Genomic DNA, 17,836 nt, shown 5'->3' on the forward strand with positions numbered 1-17,836 from the left:
TTTTTTATTCTTGTAAGCTACGAACTAATTTGTTGCTATGTCGTTAGTTAATGCAAAAGATTTTGAACGATTATTAAAAGTTGATAAAATTCCAGTCTTTGGAAAATTGGTGGGGAAGTCGATCATGTTCATCACACGACTAAACAAAGTGAATAAAGTCTATGATAGGCACAAAGATAAAACACCTCTATATTTCCTAAACAGCGTGTTGGAAGATTATCAAATCAAGTTCCACGTATCAGATGAAGATTTGAAAAAAATACCCAGAGGAGATGCATTTATCACTATTTCTAACCATCCTTTAGGAGGAATAGATGGCTGTATTTTATTAAAAATGATTTTAGGAGTAAGAGATGATTACAAAATTATTGCGAATTTCTTGCTAAAAAAATTAGAGCCTATTAGTGAGCATATCATGCCTGTAAATCCTTTTGAAAACCATAAAGAAGCTAAATCTAGTGTAGCTGGTCTTATCAAAGCTTTAAAACATCTCAAGGAGGGAAAACCTTTAGGAATTTTTCCTGCAGGAGAAGTATCTACTTTGAAAGAAAGAAATATTTATGTAGACAGTCCATGGGAAGAAGGAGCATTAAGACTAATTCAAAAGGCCAACGTACCCGTAGTTCCTATTTATTTTCATGCAAAAAACAGTCATTGGTTTTATCGTTTGTCAAAAATTAGTGGTGTTTTAAGAACGTTAAAATTACCATCAGAACTAAGTAACAAACGAAAACAAGTAATTCACATCAAAATAGGAAAACCAATCAAGCCTGCCGAAATTTCTGAAATAAAAGAGCTTGAGGTGCTGAATAACTTTTTAAGAGGAAGAACTTATTTATTGTCTAAACCTTTTTTACGCAAACGCAAACAAATACAAGAGTATAAAAAATACTTAAAGAAAAAAGCCAAAGAAATTGCTTCTCCAAAAAACCATATAGATATCTGTAGCGAGATAGAGGGAATAAGACAAAGAAAAAAAAGATTATTTGTTTCTAATGAATACGAGGTTTTTTTAACCAAAGCAGATGCCATCCCCAATTTAATGGAAGAAATAGGTCGCTTAAGAGAAATCACATTTCGGTTAATAGGTGAAGGGACCAATAAAAAATGCGATACAGATAAATTTGATGCCTACTACCATCATTTAATTTTATGGAATAAGGAAGAAGAGCGTTTTGTGGGAGCTTATCGCATGGGATTAGGAGATGAAATATACAAACGCAACGGATTTAAAAGTTTTTATGTTTCTACCTTTTTTGAATTTGGGTCTGAAATGAATGAAAAACTTCCCAAAACTATTGAAATGGGAAGAGCTTTTATTGTTCCAGAATACCAACAAAAACCAATGCCTTTGTTTTTATTGTGGAGAGGGATTGCTGCAGTAACTGTAAAATATCCACAGTATGAATATTTAATGGGAGGAGCTACAATTAGCAACTTATTTACAGGTTATTCTAAGTCAATGATGATTCATTTTTTAGATACGTACTATAAAAACCATGAGGTAGCTCCTTATATTACTTCTAAAACTCCTTACAAGGTTGGTTTAACAGCACAAGAGGAAATGTATATGCAAAACTTTATTCATGGAGATGTAAAAAAATTAGACAACATCGTCAAAGAAGTAGAGGAAGATAAGTTAAGATTGCCTGTTTTAATCAAACAGTATATCAAACAAAACGCAAAGTTTGTGGCCTACAATGTAGACCACGATTTTAACGATGCAATAGATGCGTTAATTTTTATGCCAATAAAGGAAATTCCTAAAAGCACTATAGAACCTATTTTAAAAGATGTAACTATAGAGAATTAAATAGGTTTGCATGCCTTGATTTCATCTATAAAAGTTCGGTCGTTAAACAGTCTAGGAACCTTGTGTTGTCCTCCTAATTTGTTTTTACTTTTTAACCAATGATGGAATTGATTTTTTTCAGCCAAAGTCAATGTAGGCATAGACAACGTCATATTGTTGTAGCGTTTGGCTTCATAGTCTGAGTTGATAGCTTTTAAAGCATGGTCTAAAGAGTGTACAAAGGTTTGTAGATCATTAGGCATTTGTTCAAATTCAATTAGCCATTCATGACCTCCTTTTTGTTGATGATCCATAAAAATAGGAGCAGCAGTATATTCTTTAATCAAAGCTTGTGTGGCTTGGCAAGCAACTTTTAAGGCATGCGATGCATTTTCCATAATCAGTTCTTCTCCAAAGGCATTGATAAAGTGCTTGGTTCTTCCTGTAATCTTGATACGGTGAGGAGACAAAGAAGTAAATTTGATGGTGTCACCAATAATATATCGCCACAAACCAGCATTGGTGGTAATAACCATAGCATAATTTTTTCCTAATTCTACATCGGCCAAAGAAACGGTAGTAGAGTTGATACTTCGGTAAGCATCCATAGGTATAAATTCATAAAAAATTCCATAGTCCAACATCAACAATAGTTCGTCACTATGGTTTTGATCTTGAATGGCAAAAAAACCTTCCGAGGCATTGTAGGTTTCATAATATTTAAATTTGTCCGAGGGAATCAACTTTTTGTACTGTTCTTTGTAGGGAGAAAAGTTAACACCTCCGTGAAAATAGACTTCTAAATTAGGCCAAACTTCTAAAATGTTTTGTTTGCCAGTGTGCAATAAAACACGCTCTAACAAAACCAGCATCCAAGATGGAACCCCTGCCAAACTGGTAATGTTTTCGTTTACCGTTTCTTTAATAATGGCATCCATTTTAGACTCCCATTCAGACATCAAAGCCGTTTCTTGTTTGGGAGCACTGCTAAAATCTGCCCACAAGGGCATGTTTTCTATAATAATGGCAGACAAATCTCCAAAATAGGCATCGTTATCTTCGTATACAGCACTACTACCTCCCAAACGTAAGTTTTTACCAGAAAACAAATTGGCTTCTTGGTTGTTGTTAAAAAACAAGGTTAGCATGTCTTTACCTCCTTTAAAATGACAGAGCTTGATGGCATCTTCACTAACAGGAATAAATTTACTTTTCGCATTGGTAGTACCACTAGATTTGGCATACCATTTAATTTTATTGCTCCACAAAATTGCTTGTCCAGTAGTGCGTTGTTCTTCTATGTATGGACTTAGTTGTTCGTAATTTACCAATGGAACTTTTTCTACAAACTCTTGATAGTTTTTAATTTTTTTAAACTGATATTGCTTACCATAACTGGTTTTATTAGCGGTTTTTAAAAGCTTTAGCAGTTGTTCATTCTGTACTTCAACAGGATATTTTAAGAATAACTCTATTTGATGTTTTCTCTTTTTTAACAACCAAGATAAAATAGAGTTGATAAGTGGCAATGTCATAAATAAACTACGTATTGCAGGTTAAAATCGATATCTTTGATGTACCTAAATTAACTTTTTTCTATGAAATATCAGGGTTTATTAAAAAAAATGGTCACGGAAAATGCAGAAACCATTTCCTATTATTTAGAAACCAATAGTCATTGGCTGAATCTGAATCAATTAGTAAACAAAACCTTTGCGATTACTTTTGAGGGCTACGAGTGTCTAAGCTGTCATAAAGAAAAAAAGATATTTAGGCAAGGACATTGCTACGAGTGTTTTTACGAACAACCTGCAGTAGCTGATTGGGTAATGAAACCTGAGTTGAGTAAAGCACATTTGGGAATACAAGATCGAGACTTAGCCTACGAAGAAAAAGTGCAATTACAGCCTCATATTGTCTATTTGGCTTTGTCTAGCAATGTAAAGGTAGGGGTTACAAGAAAAACGCAAGTGCCAACCCGATGGATTGATCAGGGGGCAAACAAAGCGTTGGTGTTTTTAGAAGTGCCTAACAGGTATTTAGCAGGGGTTGCCGAGGTTGCTTTAAAAGAGTTTGTAAGCGATAAAACAAGTTGGCAAAAGATGTTGAAAAATGATATTGCCGAGCAAGATTTGATAGCGGTAAAGGAACAATTAAAAGCACATTTACCAGAAGAGGTAAAAGAGTTTTACATAGCAGACAACCATGTGTGGGAATTAAACTATCCTGTAGAAAACTATCCTATAAAGGTGGCCAGTCTTAATTTGGAAAAAGAAAATTTTTATCAAGGAACCTTAAAAGGTGTAAAAGGGCAATACCTAATTTTTGAAGACGGAAAAGTATTCAATGTTCGTTCTTTTGAAGGTTATAAAGTCAACCTAGAAATTGCCTAAAAAATAAAAATCAAGATTCATATTTTGGGCACCCAAAAAAGGTATGCCATTAAAACTTTAAAGGTTGATATGAGCTCGATATTGTATAGGGCTCATTCTATTTAAAGCCTTTGATATCCTTTTGTTGGTAGAATAGTTGACGTGTGCTAGCTTTCTTTTCTAGACATAAAAATACCCCCAAATGGTTTCTAACATTTTGGGGGTATTCTAATTTTAGATTCTGTTTTTTATTTAAAATTGCAAAAAGTAAAACCTTATTCGCTTCTTACTTCTTGATTTTGAATTAAATCTAAATATAGGTTGATTTGTTTCTTTAAATTTTTACGTTCGTAAATAGCATCTAAAAAACCGTGCTCTAACAAAAATTCAGAACGTTGAAAACCTTCGGGTAAATCTTTACCTGTAGTATCTCTAACTACTCTAGGACCAGCAAAGGCAACTAAAGCATTGGGTTCTGCAATGTTAATATCCCCTAACATTGCATAGGAAGCAGTGGTTCCACCCGTTGTAGGGTCGGTACATAATGAAATGTACGGAATTTTAGCTTCAGCTAACTGGGTTAATTTTGCAGATGTTTTAACCAACTGCATAAGAGACAAAGGAGCTTCTTGCATACGAGCACCTCCTGATTTAGAAATCATTAAAAAAGGAATCTTATTCTCTCTGGCATAATCAATAGCTCTAGCAATTTTTTCTCCTACCACAGATCCCATAGAACCTCCAATAAAAGCAAAGTCCATAGCGGCAATTACTAAAGGTTTTCCTAAAGAATTTCCTACAGCGGTTCTTACAGCATCTTTTAATTTTGTTTTTGCTTGTGCGGCTTTAATTCTATCAGGATAAGGTTGGGTGTCTTCAAAATGAAGAGAGTCTACAGAGGTTAAGTTTTTGTCTAATTCTGTATACGTATTATTGTCAAATAAGATTTCAAAATATTCATTACTACCTATACGTACATGATATCCGTCTTCTGGACTAACATATAGGTTTTCTTTCAATTCATCGGTGTCAATTATTTTTCCACTAGGTGTCTTGTACCACAAGCCTTTTGGGACATCTTTCTTTGCTTCCGTTGGGGTCTGAATCCCTTTGTCACTTCTTTTAAACCAAGCTGTCATAATTATTCATTTAAATGAGGGGCAATTTACTAAAAAAATAGAGAAACTGTACAAAAACAGTTTCTCTATTCTTTATTTGTGTCTTGATAAGTAAAAGGACTACAATGTGTTTACATTGTTTAAGTCTTCAAATGCTTGAATCAATCTTGTTTTTAAAGTTCCTTCACCTTTACGCAACCAAACTCTTGGGTCGTAGTATTTTTTGTTAGGAGCATCAGCACCAGATGGGTTTCCTATTTGAGACTGTAAGTAAGCTTCATTTTCTGCGAAGTAATCTCTAATTCCTGTCATAAAAGCATACTGTAGATCCGTATCGATGTTCATTTTAATAGCACCGTAAGAAATAGCTTCTCTAATTTCTTCTACAGAAGAACCAGATCCTCCGTGGAATACAAAGTCAATAGGCTTGTCTGCCAAACCGTGCTTTTCTTCGATAAATTTTTGAGAGTTGTCTAAAATCTTTGGAGTCAATTTTACGTTACCTGGCTTGTATACTCCGTGAACGTTACCAAAAGCAGCAGCAATAGTAAAACGATGAGATACTTCAGACAATTGCTCGTAAGCGTAGTTTACTTCTTCTGGTTGCGTGTACAATTTAGACTCATCAACATCAGAGTTGTCTACACCATCTTCTTCACCACCTGTTACACCCAATTCAATTTCTAAAGTCATTCCCATTTTGTCCATACGCTTTAAGTATTCTTTACAAATAGCGATGTTTTCTTCCAAAGGCTCTTCAGATAAATCAATCATATGTGAAGAGAATAAAGGAGCTCCAGTTTCTGCAAAGTGCTTTTCTGATGCTTCTAACATCCCGTCAATCCAAGGCAATAATTTCTTAGCAGCGTGATCTGTGTGTAAAATAACAGGTACTCCGTAAGCTTCTGCCATTTGGTGTACGTGCTTAGCACCAGCAACCGCTCCTGCAATAGCCGCTTTTTGATCTGTGTTGTCCAATCCTTTTCCTGCGTTAAAAACAGCTCCTCCATTAGAAAACTGAATGATAACAGGAGAATTGATCTCCTTAGCAGCTTCTAACACGGTGTTGATAGAATTGTTACCAATTACATTTACAGCTGGCAAAGCAAATTGTTTTTCTTTAGCTAACTTGAAAATTTCTTGAACTGCATCTCCAGTTGCAACTCCTGGCTTGATATTCTTACTCATAAGATTTGATTTATTTAATTTTACAACAAAAATAGGCTTTTTTACATGAAATATCCTCTTTAAAGGCTTGATATTGTACGAAAACGTTATAGAGTTAAAAGGGATAATTGATTCCAATGTTTAACACCGATTCGGAAAGATGATAGTTTTGAAACCACTTGTTTTGAGATAAATAAGGTTCAAAAGTTTTAAAAGCCCAATCCAATCGCAATACCAAAAAGTTAAAATCGTAACGCAATCCCACACCACTTCCTACCGCTATATTTTCTAAGTCTTTAAAGTGGTTAAATATTTCTTCTTCAGAGGCAGTAGCAGTATTGGGCAAATTCCAAATATTTCCTGCATCTACAAACACAGCTCCGTAAAAACTGTTAATCACTTTAAATCGATATTCTAAACTAGAAAGCAGTTTTAAATTTCCAATGTTAAATTCTAGACCAGAGTTAGAGTTTCCTGGACCTAATTCATAGGTTTTCCATGCTCTTATATCATTAGATCCACCAGCAAAATAACTGGTAATAAAGGGAATTTCTTTGTTTTTTCCTGTGGGGAAAGCAATCCCTACAAAAGTTCTGAAAGCAAGAGAGTTGTGTAGCGAAGTGCTCCAGAATTTTCTAAAATCAATGTCTAGCTTTACAAATTGTGAAATATTGATGTTTTCAAATTGTGGAGTTCCGTTTTGTTCTTCAAAAAAGAAACCGCTAAGGTTCCCTGAAGAACTGATACGGGTTCTAAAAAAATTGTATTGTGGATCTGACAACCCTTTACTACTATTGTGTTCAAAAGAATAAGAGGTTACAGGTATTAGATTGTTGCTGGTAATAATATCGTTACGCTTGGCAATGTTTTTTAGTTGGGTAGAAGCCGTGGGGTTTTCACTGGCAAAGTTAGCAGGAATTTGATTCAAAAACTGATTGGCATTGGTGGTGGTCAAATCAAAGTTTGGAAGTAAGTTGTTGTTTTCTTTAATATTTCGAATTTTAGTAAACTCCGAGCTGTAAATGGTGTAATACGAATCTATGTTTAAATTATTAATGTATTGCAGGTTTAAAATTTCGAAGGTATGACTGTTTTTTGTAGAAGATTGCCAATTATAATCAATAATTCCAGAGATTTTTTGCTTGTCCAAACCAATATTTCGTTGAAAGCTAGTACCCACACTTACTTTGGTTTTTGGGGTCATGGTTCTAGGAATCAAATTTCCCAAAAAAGGAAAAATAAACTTAGGGAATTGCAAAGAAGCGTCAATACCAACTTCGTAAGCTTCAAAAGTAGAATTTTCTGTACCTCCTAAATTAGTAGCGGTGTCAAAAATACTTCCTTGCAAAGCTAGTTGAAAAATTTCGGCTCCTTTAAAGGTATTTCTGTTGATGAAATTAAATCCTCCTGAAAGCCCAATCTGTCGAATGTTAGAGTGTATAATTTCGGTATTGATTCCAATTCCATACTTTTTCATAGGTGTCAAAACAATCTGTGTTTCCAGATGTTCGTCATCCAATTCTTTAAAATTGATTTTTACCGATTTAAAATTACTCAACGAACGAAGATGGTTTCGGGTAAGGCTTACTTTTTCATCGCTATAAATTTCATCAGGAGCCATAAAGATAGAATTGCTCAGCGTTTTTACACGGTGTTTGAGTTCTTGATGGGCGTAGAAATCAATTCCTTCATAAGTTTCTTGTACATTGTATAGGTTGTTTCGTTGGCTAAAACTATAATCGGTAAAAACCTTAATTTTTTTTATTTTTTGAATTTTACTGCTCAATTCTAAAATTTCATTTTCTTTTTTAATGCGTCTGTTATCAATTCTAATTACTACAGGAGTTTTGTAATTACTTGCCAAAGTATCAATACTTCTAAAGCTAATTAGGTCTTTTTTAAAATGAAAAAAACCGTGGTTTCTTAAGGTTTGGGTAATTTTTTCGATGGTTTCTGTAAAGTCTTCTAGTCGATATGGATTTCCTTTTTTTAAAGGAAGAAATGTGATGTGTTTTTGTATCACACTGTCTATGGTAGAAGAAGCAATGTTAAAATAAATGCTGTCTAAATAAAAGGGTTGTTTCTTTTGGATGTCATAACGCACACTGGCAGTTTTGCCATCGGTTAAAGTGGTTGTTTTTACTGTAGCATTAAAATATCCTTGGTTAAAAAAGTGATTTCTTAAGTTTTTGGCAGTCAAGGCGGTTTTTTCTGAGGCTAAGATTACAGGAGCTTCTCCTCTTCGAAGAAACCAATCGTTTAGTTTTTTTCTTTTTTCTAGCAAACGCAAACGTTGTTTTTTAGAAAAAATGCGATCTCCAAAGCTATTTCTGTATGCAAAAGAGTCTAGTTTTTGTTGGTGTATAGAATCGTATCCTGGCAAACCAACATGATACAAATGCAAACCTAAGGGGATGCCTAATAGTGACGTATTTGGGCGTTGTAAAAGGTAAGAATTAAGTTCAATATCAGAACTGGTTTTTTGGTCTACTGTAATTTTATTCTTTTTTAATAAAAATTCACCAGCTTGTAAATACTTGGTAGTACTGCAAGAGCTTAAAAGTGCTATCAAAGCAATGATGGTCAGAAGTTGAATCCTTGTTGTCAAAAAAAAGAAAATTTGTAGTTCAAAAATAAGGATTATATAGTTTTTTTAAGAATAGGTTTTCATTTTAAATGCTAATTTTGAAGTCCAAAGAAAAAAGACCATGCCTATATCTAAAAACCAAATAAAATTAGTAACAAGTTTACAACAAAAAAAGTACCGAACCAAAGAGGGATTGTTTGTTGTTGAAGGAATCAAAGTGGTTGATGAGTTTTTGAATTCAGATTTTCAGTTGGCATATCTTTTTTGTACAGAAGATGTGAAATCTAATTATGCAAAAGTATTAACAGAAGTGGTTTCTGTGTTAGAATTAACGAAGTTGAGTTCTTTAAGGTCTCCAAACAAAGTGGTGGCGGTATTTAAAATTCCCCAACAATTACCTTCAAGACAAGGAGACGACCTAAAAGTAGCTTTAGACGGCATTAATGATCCCGGGAATTTAGGAACCATTATAAGATTGTGTGACTGGTTTGGGGTAAAGGAGCTAATTTGTAGTTCGGATACGGTAGATTGTTTCAATTCTAAAGTAGTGCAAGCAACCATGGGATCTTTAACACGGGTACATGTGGTATATACAGATTTGGTCGCTTACCTAAAGCAAACTCAACAACCTTTGTTTGTGGCTGATATGAAAGGTGAAAATATTCATCAGGCACAACTGCCTTCAAACGGTATTATTATTATGGGAAACGAAGCAAACGGAATTAGTCTTTCAATCAGAAGACTAGGAAATAAGCGCAAAATTACCATTCCTCAATTTGGATTAGAACAAACAACAGAAAGTCTAAATGTAGCAACAGCAACAGCTATTGTGTTGAATGAATTTAGACGAAAAGGCTAAAAATTACTGGAAAGTAAGGTTTAGCAAAATAGCTCTTTGATAAAATCCATCAGGACCGTAATTTCTTGCTTCTGCACCAAGAGCATTAAATTCATTATTGATTCCATAAATTCCTCTAATAGAAGGAGAGAATTTAAAGTAGGGCAAATAAAAATTCAAACCAAGTGAAATTTCAGCACTCACGGTTGTTTTTGCTAAGCTAAAATCATACGGGTCTGCTCCTCCTTTGGTGTTGTTGTCGTCGGCATTAAAGTTATAATTAGCTGCTAAACCTGCGGTGGCAAAAGCTCTAATATTATTAATTCTCTCGGTGTTTAATTTTAAAGAAACAGGAAAGTGAAAGTAAGTGTTGTTGATGTCAAAAGTTCTTTTAGATGTTTCACCAAAAGTCAATTGATTTCGTGTACTTAAGACACCGGGTTCAAGAATAACACTAAAGTAATTGTCTAATTTATAATCAGCCAAAACTCCTAATTGAAAACCAGTCCCTGAAGTCGAAGTCGCTGACTCTGTTCTAGCAATACGATATCCTTTGTTGTTCAATCCTAAGTAAAAACCAAAACGTAATTTACTTTTATCGAAGTGCTGTAGTCTTTGAATTTTTTCTTCTTGAGCAAAAGTTAAACTTGTTGTTAACAGTAACAATAAAACAATTTTATTTACCATCATTTATGTGCTTTGTATATTGTGGATACCCCAAATGTAACAATTAAATCCTTAACTTTTGAAAAACCGTTTTTATTTAAAATTAAATTAAACTCCTTTCCGTAAGGGAAAGAATTGGCAGAGTCTGAAAGGTATCTATAGGCTTTATCATCCTTAGAAAATAAGCGACCTACTAAAGGAAGAACAACTTTGCTATGCAACAAGTAACCTTGTTTAAAAGGGAATTTAGTGGGGACAGATGTTTCCAAAACCACAAAAATTCCACCAGGTTTTAAGACACGATAAATTTCTTGCAGTCCTTTGTCTAAATCTTCAAAGTTTCGTACGCCATAAGAAACCGTAATGGCATCAAAATGATTGTCGGGATAAGGGATGTTTTCAGAATCGCCTAAAACCATTTCTATAGAAGATTCTAAGCCCAATTCTTTAATTTTTTGAGCTCCAATTTCTAGCATTCCAGAAGAAATGTCCAAACCAATAATGTTTGCTTCTGGCATGGCTTGGCTTTGCATTATTGCCAAATCCCCAGTCCCTGTAGCAATGTCTAGAATTGTTTTGGGCTGTGTGGCTTTTACCATAGCAACAACTTTTTTTCTCCACTTTACATCAATACCAAATGTAATGACACGATTTAATCCGTCGTAATCTTTAGAAATGGTATCAAACATGGTAGCTACTTGTGTTTTTTTAGTAGCATCAGAATCTTTATAAGGTTTTATGATTTTAGACATAGAAAAAAATTATCCGTTTACAGCAACAACTTGGTTAATTTGATTAGGTAGCATTTCTTTTAGCATGGTTTCAATACCATTTTTTAAAGTAATGGTAGAAGAGGGACATCCGCTACAAGCACCTTGTAAAACTACATGTACATTTTGCGTTTCGGCATCGTAAGATTGGAAGACAATGTTTCCTCCATCATTAGCTACCGCAGGTTTTACATGCTCGTCCAATATTTTAGCAATTTCTAAAGAAACTCCTTCTAGGTGTTCTATTGGTGTCGCTTTAATAGTTGCCTTAGGTTGTGCTATGCTGGTGTCAATGATCAACTTATCAGATTCTAGATACTCTTTTAAAAAACTGCGTAGTTGCGGAATCACTTCTTGCCAAGTAATCAAATCGTTTTTTGCAATAGAAACGTAATTTTCGGAAATATAAACTTCTTCAACAAAAGGAAATTCAAATAGAACACTAGCCAATGGGGAATTTTTGGTTTCCTTAGCTGATTTGTATTCGTGGTCGTCCGGAGTTAACATTTTGTTAGATCCAAATTTCATCACCTTTGGGTTCGGAGTGCTTTCTGCGTAAATTTCTACAACTTTTTTAATGGTTTGTGCTTGTTCTGTAACTAGCGTATTCCCTTCGTTTAAGTAAATTTCTATCAGTTCTCTAATTTCTTCTTGAATATCGCTCCAGGCAACAATGTCATATTTTTCGATGGCAATAAAGTTAGCACTAATAAACACTTTGCTTACAAAAGGAAGCTTAAATAGCTCTTGTGAAATAGGAGATTCTTTGGCTTCTTCTATGTTGTTGAATTGGTAGCTGCCACCTTGGGTAACTTGTTGATTGCTAACAAACTTTACAATGGATGGATTGTTGGTTCCTTCGATATGAATTTGATGTTGACTCATGATAAAATCCTAAAAAATTGGCTACAAAAGTAAGGTATTTAAATGGAATTAAATAACGATTTAACTTAAGAACCGATTGCTTAGAACAATTATAAATCAAGGTTTAAAATATATAAGTGTAGGTAATTCCTACTCTAGAGTTGCTGTTGTCTATTTTGGTAGATTCAATTTCTGAAGATTGATCGTAAAAATCATAGGTATTGGTTTGCGAAGTTCTTCTATAAGAAACATCTACTTTAGAGTTTCCAAATCGTGCACCAATTCCTAAAGATCCGGAATACAATTCTCCTATTTTTAATACATCAATCAATCGTTCGTCTATATCGTCTTGAAAAGGGCTTTGTTGGTATCCTAATCCTCCACGCAAACTAATCAATCCCAATCTGGCTTCTGCTCCCAAAGTTACATTGTGAGTGTTTTGTAGCACATCGCTAAAATATTGATTGTCTAGACTAAAATCATCATCACCATCTAAGTTTAAAGATTGATAGCTTTTGTAAGTATAATCAATATTAATAAAACCTCCTTTACCTATAATAACAGCCGAACTAAGAGTTAATTTTAAAGGAGTGTTGAGTTGGTATTGGAAAAAATTATTTACTGGGTCTGTTTCAAAATATTCGAGACCTTTAGCATCAATAGGTTCGTAAGACTCTATAGAAAAATAATCTTCGTCTACGTTATAAAACCATGTTGGAGATTGAAAAGAAGCTGCCAAACGAATCTGCTTTGTGGGTTTGTAAATAAACCCCAAATCAATTGAAAATCCATCAGCATCCTGATAGTTATCGTAAAAAAGACTGGCATCCAAAAGATGATCGTCGTTGTCTAGGTTTAACTCATGCAAACGAGAGCTTTGCTGAAAATCCAGACTATGAAAATTCAAACTTCCCCCAAAGTACAATTGATCTTCATAAGCTCCAGAAAGGTTAAGACTTAAAGCAGAATGTTTTCCTTCATAGTAATTTCTAAAAGTTTGATCATTTACACGAGTGTAAATTTCATCATCAGGAGCGTTAGGGTGAATAGCAAAAGTAGCATAACCACTGTTTCCTCTATAAATATCAGATTTATCAAATCGATGAAGTACTTGGTAGTTTACAGCCAAAACAACTTTGTGCCATCCGCTGTTTACGGAGTTGTCGTTAAACACAAAAGCACCTCCAAGTTGATCTAGTGATGTTAAACTAGAACTGTTTGTGGTTTTGGTGTTGTAAAATGAGCTTTCGTTATTATAATTATGAACGCCTAAAGTAATGTTAACTTCACTGTGATTGAATACAGCCGAACTAGCAGGGTTAACAGAAATAGCACTCAAGTCTCCTCCAACGGCTCCCATAGAGCCGTTAAGACCCGTAAAGCGAGCTGTACCCATAGGTTGTTCTTGGGAGTATAAAACTCCTAAGTCTGTATAGTTTAGGTTTTGTGCTTGTAAAGTACAAAGACTTAAAAGCACAAAAGTATAAATAAAGTGAATTGTTTTCATAAAATCAGATTTTAACTACCTTCTTCGGTAACTGTTAGAGTTGCTCCTTTTTGAGCTAGAACTACTACGACTAGAAGAACTACTAGAGTTACTACTAGAGCCCGAATTGTAACTTCTAGAACTGCGACTACTGCTGTTGTAAGATGAGTTATTGTTAGAAGAACTTCTTCGGTAACTAGATTGTCTTTGAGTATTGCTGTTGTTTGTTCCGGAAGAATAAGAGGATCTAGAATTTGGTTTGGGTGTATAGTATCGAGATTGTCTATAGGTATTACTATTGCTTCGTTTGTTATAATACTTAGAGTTTCTAGGGTTGTTTACAGGACGGTTGTAAAAATAGGGCAGCGTATAAAAAGGAGCATATCCGTAATAGTTCCAAAAAGGATTGTTGTAGCCCCATGCAGAATATTGGTTCCAGCCCATATTCCATCCCCATCGGTTTCTGTTCCAATGAAAACCACCTGCCCAAAAAGGATCGTTCCAAGTGGTCCAGTTCCAAGAATCCCAATAATAATCGTCGTAATAAGGACGGTGGTTGTAAATATTTACTTCTTGTGTGTATGAAGGGGTTGAAGATTCGTTTCTGGTATTCGTATTGTTAGGGCTTACAGTAGTACTAGTGTCTAATTCTATAGAGCTCAATCCGTTATACTTGTTCATTTCCTCACTAAAAACAGTGTTTGGTACGTGCTTAGGATCTTCGTAAATACCGTCGTAATAACTATAATTCTGATAAAATGTACAAGACCCCAATAACAAAGCCAAGCCGCTAAAAAAGGCATAACATAGAAAGGTTGAGAAGTGGCTGCGTTGTAAAATCATAATACTTTTTATTTTATTGTCGAAGAATGCAAAAAATAGTAGTTTTGCTAACCGAGTCTTCGGGCTCTTTTTACTAATAAATTTACAATTTTTGTGCCAAATAAATAGATATGGGATCAAAATTAACAAGCAGAAGTACGGATTACTCAAAGTGGTATAACGAGTTAGTGGTAAAAGCCGATTTGGCAGAAAACTCAGCAGTAAGAGGTTGCATGGTCATCAAACCTTACGGATATGCTCTTTGGGAAAAAATGCAGCAAGAGTTAGATAGAATGTTCAAAGAAACAGGGCATGAAAATGCTTATTTTCCTTTATTTGTTCCTAAAAGTCTATTCGAAGCAGAAGAAAAAAATGCAGAAGGTTTTGCCAAAGAATGTGCTGTGGTAACACACTACAGGTTAAAGAATGATGAAGAAAACCCAGGAAAGCTGATTGTAGATCCAAATGCAAAACTAGAAGAAGAATTGGTAGTTCGTCCTACTAGTGAAGCAATTATATGGAATACATACAAAGGGTGGATTCAGTCTTACAGAGATTTACCAATCAAAGTAAATCAATGGGCTAATGTTGTGCGCTGGGAAATGAGAACACGTTTATTTTTAAGAACGGCAGAGTTTTTATGGCAAGAAGGGCATACAGCACACGCCACTAAAGAAGAAGCTGTAGCAGAAGCACAGCAAATGCAACAAGTGTATGCAGATTTTGCCGAGAATTGGATGGCAATGCCTGTGATAAAAGGGGTGAAGTCTGAAAGTGAACGTTTTGCAGGTGCTGATGACACCTATACAATTGAAGCATTAATGCAGGACGGAAAAGCATTACAAGCAGGAACTTCTCATTTTTTAGGACAAAACTTTGCCAATGCTTTTGATGTTAAGTATACTTCAAAAGAAGGAAAACAAGAATATGTATGGTCAACCTCATGGGGAGTGTCAACAAGATTGATAGGAGGTCTGATTATGACACATTCAGACGATCATGGTTTGGTATTGCCTCCTAAATTGGCACCTATTCAAGTCGCCATCGTACCGATTTACAAAACAGAAGAGCAATTAACAGCGATTTCTGAAAAAGTAAATGAAATTTCATCAGCATTAAGAGCAAAAGGAATTTCAGTAAAGTTCGACAACCGTGATACTCATAAACCAGGATGGAAGTTTGCTGAGTATGAGTTAAAAGGAGTACCCGTTAGAATTGCAATGGGAGCTCGTGATTTAGAAAACAGAACTTTAGAAATAGCAAGAAGAGATACTTTAGAAAAACAAAGTTGTGCACAAGATCAAGCGGTAGCGGTTATCGAAGCGTTGTTGCTAGAAATTCAAGAAAACCTACATCAAAAGGCATTGCAATACCAAAAAGAGCACATTACACTTGTAGATGATTTTGATACATTTAAGGAAGTAATAGAAAAGAAAGGTGGTTTTGTGGCTGCTCATTGGGATGGTACCATGGAAACTGAAGATAGGATAAAAGAATTGACCAAGGCAACCATACGTTGTATTCCTTTAGATGTAAAAGAAGAAAAGGGGAATTGCGTGTTAACGGGAAAGTCTTCTAACCAACGTGTTTTGTTCGCAAAAGCTTATTAACAAAAAAAAGTAAAAAAAAATAATAAAAAAATTGGCAGGATTGTAAAATAGGTGTATATTTGCAACCGCTAAGCGAAAAAGCAATCGCTTTTTGAAATAGTGTTAAGGGTCCGTTCGTCTAGGGGTTAGGACGCCAGGTTTTCATCCTGGTAACAGGGGTTCGATTCCCCTACGGACTACTTTTTTTATTCAAATAAGATAATACAGTATAAGATGGCAAATCACAAGTCAGCATTAAAGAGAATAAGAAGCAATAGTGCTAAGCAGGTAAGAAACAAGTACCAGCACAAGACAACTAGGAATGCGGTAAGAGATTTACGTAATACAACGGATAAATCAGAAGCTACGGAAAAGTTGCCTAAAGTAGTGTCTATGTTGCAAAAGTTAGCTAAGAATAATATTATTCACAAAAACAAAGCTGCTAACATTCAGTCTAAATTGACTAAGCACGTAGCTTCTTTGTAAGAAAAATATTTTAAGGTCCGTTCGTCTAGGGGTTAGGACGTCAGGTTTTCATCCTGGTAACAGGGGTTCGATTCCCCTACGGACTACAAATCCTTGCTGTTGTCAGCAAGGATTTTTTTTGTTTTGGTACCTGTTAGGTTTTAAAGAAGACTTAAAGTAAAGAAATCAATAAAGGTGTTTGATTGGTTTTTGTTGAACGTAATTGGGGTGTGGATAATAGCAATCAGGTTAGGTAATAAAAAACATCACTGTAGAAATATTGTAATGCATTTGTTTAATAACTCATATGTTATAAATATTTAAACAATGCTGTTGATAAGTGTAAGATTTTTTTGTTTGTTTTGTTTTTGTTGAAAAAAATAAAATGATGATAAGTTTAAAGAGAGTTGTAGTTGTAGTATGTGTTACACTAGTAATGATGGTTTTGTATAGTTGTAGTGAATCTGCTAGTGCAAAAGATCAGATGGAGCAGGTGGATGAAGAGCAGAGTGATAAAAAGGAAGAAGAGGTTGATGAGAATGAAGACGATGGGCAAGAAGAAAGTGTTAGTGAAAAGGTGGATCCAATCATAATAGAAGCAGAAACGGTTACTCCTTCTGATGATAGATGGAAATTGAAAACAGAGCTGTTGGGGTTTTCAGGCAGTGGTTACCTTGTATGGGAAGGTCCAGAATTGTTTTGGAAAGGAACCGATAATATTGGGAAAATAGGAGCGGTTACATATGATGTAGCTGTAAAAAAAGAAGGGACTTATAAGGTGATTTTAAGGACGTATATTGCAAAAGAAAATCCAGAAAAACCAAATACAGAACATAATGATACTTGGCTTAAAGTGGTGGCTGACGATTTTTATGCAATTAGAGACGCTAGTAAGATATATCCAAAAGGAACAGGGAAACAACCCAATCCCAAAGGAGAAAACGGAAATGGATTTTTTAAAGCGTATATGAATCATAATGGGGCTTGGACAGAGGTTATAGGAACTTCTGATCATGAGTTCCATACAATTTATGCATCGTTTGATACTCCAGGAGTTTATAAGGTGACTATTGCTCCTCGCTCTAATTATCATGCTTTAGACTATATCAAATTTGTGTATCAATAGGACTGAAGCAATCTTACTGCTTAGCTTAGTCTGGGGAATCAAATAACTCGTGTTAGATAAGTACGGTTTTACGGTGTTCGATCAAAGTCTAGAACATACCTTTATCATGACGTGAAAAAGCTGTCGGCAGGAATGAGAGTATGAATAACAAACAATTTGTATAAATTAATTTTC

General features: G+C 34.7%; 15 protein-coding genes and 2 tRNA genes. 8 read left to right on the plus strand and 9 right to left on the minus strand.

Going from position 1 to position 17,836, the window contains the following annotated elements; translation table 11 throughout:
* Positions 1 to 37: 37 nt before the first annotated feature.
* Positions 38 to 1,813 (plus strand): GNAT family N-acyltransferase, encoded by a 1,776-nt coding sequence (locus tag FS85_RS0103020; RefSeq protein WP_029489229.1) that lies wholly within the window; start codon positions 38 to 40, stop codon positions 1,811 to 1,813.
* On the opposite strand, the gene FS85_RS0103025 is transcribed toward FS85_RS0103020, so the two are convergent.
* On the minus strand, positions 1,810 to 3,327 hold the full coding sequence (locus FS85_RS0103025; RefSeq protein ID WP_010134544.1) for a GH3 auxin-responsive promoter family protein: 1,518 nt from the start codon (positions 3,325 to 3,327) through the stop codon (positions 1,810 to 1,812). The genes FS85_RS0103020 and FS85_RS0103025 overlap by 4 nt on opposite strands.
* A gap of 63 nt (positions 3,328 to 3,390) precedes the next feature.
* On the opposite strand from FS85_RS0103025, the gene FS85_RS0103030 reads away from it, so the two are divergent.
* Positions 3,391 to 4,185: a DUF2797 domain-containing protein gene (locus tag FS85_RS0103030; protein WP_010134545.1), complete on the plus strand. Its 795-nt coding sequence runs from the start codon at positions 3,391 to 3,393 to the stop codon at positions 4,183 to 4,185.
* A gap of 254 nt (positions 4,186 to 4,439) precedes the next feature.
* Here the strand turns inward: FS85_RS0103030 and accD are convergent, their stop codons facing one another.
* The 3 genes from accD to tamL form a co-directional block, all read right to left on the minus strand.
* Positions 4,440 to 5,303 (minus strand): acetyl-CoA carboxylase, carboxyltransferase subunit beta, encoded by an 864-nt coding sequence (gene accD / locus FS85_RS0103035; RefSeq protein ID WP_010134546.1) that lies wholly within the window; start codon positions 5,301 to 5,303, stop codon positions 4,440 to 4,442.
* A 99-nt stretch (positions 5,304 to 5,402) separates the two neighbouring features.
* Positions 5,403 to 6,470, minus strand: a complete 1,068-nt coding sequence (gene fbaA / locus FS85_RS0103040) for a class II fructose-bisphosphate aldolase (RefSeq protein ID WP_010134547.1) — start codon at positions 6,468 to 6,470, stop codon at positions 5,403 to 5,405.
* Between the two features lie 94 nt (positions 6,471 to 6,564).
* Positions 6,565 to 9,057 (minus strand): translocation and assembly module lipoprotein TamL, encoded by a 2,493-nt coding sequence (tamL, locus tag FS85_RS0103045; RefSeq protein WP_010134548.1) that lies wholly within the window; start codon positions 9,055 to 9,057, stop codon positions 6,565 to 6,567.
* Between the two features lie 100 nt (positions 9,058 to 9,157).
* Between tamL and FS85_RS0103050 the strand changes: the two genes are divergently transcribed.
* Positions 9,158 to 9,895 carry a TrmH family RNA methyltransferase gene (locus tag FS85_RS0103050; RefSeq protein WP_010134549.1) on the plus strand — a complete coding sequence of 246 codons (738 nt, stop codon included), beginning with the start codon at positions 9,158 to 9,160 and terminating at the stop codon, positions 9,893 to 9,895.
* Between the two features lie 3 nt (positions 9,896 to 9,898).
* Here FS85_RS0103050 and porT read toward each other — a convergent pair whose 3' ends face one another.
* The 5 genes from porT to FS85_RS0103075 all read right to left on the minus strand — a co-directional run bounded on the left by porT (position 9,899) and on the right by FS85_RS0103075 (position 14,503).
* On the minus strand, positions 9,899 to 10,561 hold the full coding sequence (porT, locus tag FS85_RS0103055) for a type IX secretion/gliding motility protein PorT/SprT (RefSeq protein WP_160162382.1): 663 nt from the start codon (positions 10,559 to 10,561) through the stop codon (positions 9,899 to 9,901).
* A complete protein-coding gene (gene ubiE, locus FS85_RS0103060) occupies positions 10,561 to 11,292 on the minus strand; it encodes a bifunctional demethylmenaquinone methyltransferase/2-methoxy-6-polyprenyl-1,4-benzoquinol methylase UbiE (protein ID WP_010134551.1) in 732 nt (243 codons plus the stop codon). Before ubiE ends, porT begins: the two co-directional genes overlap by 1 nt.
* Before the next feature lie 9 nt (positions 11,293 to 11,301).
* Positions 11,302 to 12,195, minus strand: coding sequence for a NifU family protein (locus tag FS85_RS0103065; RefSeq protein WP_010134552.1), 894 nt, complete (start codon positions 12,193 to 12,195; stop codon positions 11,302 to 11,304).
* Positions 12,196 to 12,298: 103 nt separating this feature from the next.
* Entirely contained in the window at positions 12,299 to 13,681 is a 1,383-nt protein-coding gene (locus tag FS85_RS0103070) for an OmpP1/FadL family transporter (protein ID WP_010134553.1), read from the minus strand.
* A gap of 15 nt (positions 13,682 to 13,696) precedes the next feature.
* Positions 13,697 to 14,503: a hypothetical protein gene (locus FS85_RS0103075; protein ID WP_010134554.1), complete on the minus strand. Its 807-nt coding sequence runs from the start codon at positions 14,501 to 14,503 to the stop codon at positions 13,697 to 13,699.
* A gap of 110 nt (positions 14,504 to 14,613) precedes the next feature.
* On the opposite strand from FS85_RS0103075, the gene proS reads away from it, so the two are divergent.
* From proS to FS85_RS0103100, 5 genes are all read left to right on the plus strand, one after another.
* Positions 14,614 to 16,092: a proline--tRNA ligase gene (proS, locus tag FS85_RS0103080; protein WP_010134555.1), complete on the plus strand. Its 1,479-nt coding sequence runs from the start codon at positions 14,614 to 14,616 to the stop codon at positions 16,090 to 16,092.
* Between the two features lie 107 nt (positions 16,093 to 16,199).
* Positions 16,200 to 16,271: transfer RNA gene (locus FS85_RS0103085), tRNA-Glu, on the plus strand.
* 34 nt (positions 16,272 to 16,305) lie between these two features.
* Positions 16,306 to 16,557 (plus strand): 30S ribosomal protein S20, encoded by a 252-nt coding sequence (gene rpsT, locus FS85_RS0103090; protein WP_010134556.1) that lies wholly within the window; start codon positions 16,306 to 16,308, stop codon positions 16,555 to 16,557.
* Positions 16,558 to 16,571: 14 nt separating this feature from the next.
* Positions 16,572 to 16,643 (plus strand) — tRNA-Glu (locus FS85_RS0103095).
* Between the two features lie 278 nt (positions 16,644 to 16,921).
* The gene (locus FS85_RS0103100) at positions 16,922 to 17,662 is read left to right on the plus strand and encodes a hypothetical protein (RefSeq protein WP_029489232.1); all 741 of its coding nucleotides are present in this window, start codon (positions 16,922 to 16,924) and stop codon (positions 17,660 to 17,662) included.
* Positions 17,663 to 17,836: the final 174 nt, after the last annotated feature.

It is taken from the genome of Ochrovirga pacifica, assembly GCF_000220525.1.
In the GTDB taxonomy this organism is placed as follows: domain Bacteria; phylum Bacteroidota; class Bacteroidia; order Flavobacteriales; family Flavobacteriaceae; genus Ochrovirga; species Ochrovirga pacifica.

What these genes read in the sequence shown, in the direction of transcription:
- FS85_RS0103020 (WP_029489229.1), top strand. Translation starts at nt 38, where the DNA reads ATGTCGTTAGTTAATGCAAAAGATTTTGAACGATTATTAAAAGTTGAT.
- FS85_RS0103025 (WP_010134544.1), bottom strand. Translation starts at nt 3,327, where the DNA reads ATGACATTGCCACTTATCAACTCTATTTTATCTTGGTTGTTAAAAAAG.
- FS85_RS0103030 (WP_010134545.1), top strand. Translation starts at nt 3,391, where the DNA reads ATGAAATATCAGGGTTTATTAAAAAAAATGGTCACGGAAAATGCAGAA.
- accD (WP_010134546.1), bottom strand. Translation starts at nt 5,303, where the DNA reads ATGACAGCTTGGTTTAAAAGAAGTGACAAAGGGATTCAGACCCCAACG.
- fbaA (WP_010134547.1), bottom strand. Translation starts at nt 6,470, where the DNA reads ATGAGTAAGAATATCAAGCCAGGAGTTGCAACTGGAGATGCAGTTCAA.
- FS85_RS0103050 (WP_010134549.1), top strand. Translation starts at nt 9,158, where the DNA reads ATGCCTATATCTAAAAACCAAATAAAATTAGTAACAAGTTTACAACAA.
- porT (WP_160162382.1), bottom strand. Translation starts at nt 10,561, where the DNA reads ATGGTAAATAAAATTGTTTTATTGTTACTGTTAACAACAAGTTTAACT.
- ubiE (WP_010134551.1), bottom strand. Translation starts at nt 11,292, where the DNA reads ATGTCTAAAATCATAAAACCTTATAAAGATTCTGATGCTACTAAAAAA.
- FS85_RS0103065 (WP_010134552.1), bottom strand. Translation starts at nt 12,195, where the DNA reads ATGAGTCAACATCAAATTCATATCGAAGGAACCAACAATCCATCCATT.
- FS85_RS0103070 (WP_010134553.1), bottom strand. Translation starts at nt 13,681, where the DNA reads ATGAAAACAATTCACTTTATTTATACTTTTGTGCTTTTAAGTCTTTGT.
- FS85_RS0103075 (WP_010134554.1), bottom strand. Translation starts at nt 14,503, where the DNA reads ATGATTTTACAACGCAGCCACTTCTCAACCTTTCTATGTTATGCCTTT.
- proS (WP_010134555.1), top strand. Translation starts at nt 14,614, where the DNA reads ATGGGATCAAAATTAACAAGCAGAAGTACGGATTACTCAAAGTGGTAT.
- rpsT (WP_010134556.1), top strand. Translation starts at nt 16,306, where the DNA reads ATGGCAAATCACAAGTCAGCATTAAAGAGAATAAGAAGCAATAGTGCT.
- FS85_RS0103100 (WP_029489232.1), top strand. Translation starts at nt 16,922, where the DNA reads ATGATGATAAGTTTAAAGAGAGTTGTAGTTGTAGTATGTGTTACACTA.